Genomic DNA, 1,088 nt, shown 5'->3' on the forward strand with positions numbered 1-1,088 from the left:
CCCCCCCCCCCCCCCCCCCCCCGCCGGGCCGGGGGCGGGGGGGCGGCGAGGTCAACGATATCGACGCGATCTACTTCACCCACGTTCACCCGGACCACTGCACCGGCCTGACGGCGCTACTGAACCACTGGAAAAGTTATTCCCGTCAGAAGCCAGTCATTATCTACTGCCAGCCGGCGCAGCAGCCGGTGCTCATGCAGCTGGCCGCGCTGGCGAACTGGCCGCAGGCGGACCTTGGTTTCACCATCGACTGGCAGGAATGCCGCGAAGCCTGGACGTGGCAGGACTGGCAGATCCGCACTGCCCCCACCCAGCATGAGCTGAGTAATCGCGCCATCCGCATCACCATTGCCGGGCAGACGCTGTTTTACAGCGGCGATGGCCGACCGACCGCCGACTCGATAGCCCTGATGGCCGGCGCCGAGCTGGCGTTTCAGGAGTGCGCCTCGGTAGCAGCCCTGGACGATGACGCCTCGCATGGCGATTTCCCCTCCTGCCTGATGCTGTTCAGAACGCTGCAGCTCCCGGCGATGGGGCTCTATCACTGCGAGGATGCTTCTCTGTCGGCGCTAAAGCAGGCCTGTCAGCCGTGGCCGGGCTTATTCGTTTCCCGGGATGGACTCACCTTAACGCTGCCGCGTCCCACGCCCACTGACGAGACGTACCTCCTATGAACCCACGCAAACCCAGCGTCACCGCCCAGGATGTTGCCCGGCGAGCGGGCGTCTCCCGGGCAGTGGTGTCCCGGGCGTTGAGCAACAACGGCAGCATCTCTCCCGACGCCCGGGCGCGGGTACTGCGCGCCGCCGAAGAGCTGGGGTATCAGGTTAACTTCCTCGCCCAGGGGCTGAACCGCCAGCGCAGCCACTTAATCGGCGTGATCGTCTCGCGCATCAGCGATCCTTTTCGCAGTACCCTGCTTGATGCGCTGCTTAACGAGATCCAGCGCCAGGGCTTTCAGGCGCTGGTGAGCGAGATCCACAGCGAGCAGGATCTGGCGCAGACCTTACGCCGTTTCGCTCAGTTTCGCGTCTCCGGCGTTATCGTCACCTCCGGCCCCCCCCCCGGGGGGGCGGGGGGCGGGGGGG

2 protein-coding genes are annotated in these 1,088 nt (G+C 66.3%); both read left to right on the forward strand.

The window, feature by feature from the left end; translation table 11 throughout:
* The coding region (locus HMPREF9538_RS09155) for an MBL fold metallo-hydrolase (RefSeq protein WP_009485615.1) at positions 1-674 on the forward strand (674 nt) is incomplete at its 5' end.
* The coding region (locus tag HMPREF9538_RS30230) for a LacI family DNA-binding transcriptional regulator (protein WP_009485616.1) at positions 671-1,088 on the forward strand (418 nt) is incomplete at its 3' end. The genes HMPREF9538_RS09155 and HMPREF9538_RS30230, both read left to right, overlap by 4 nt.

It is taken from the genome of Klebsiella sp. MS 92-3 (assembly GCF_000195655.1).
GTDB lineage: Bacteria > Pseudomonadota > Gammaproteobacteria > Enterobacterales > Enterobacteriaceae > Klebsiella > Klebsiella pneumoniae.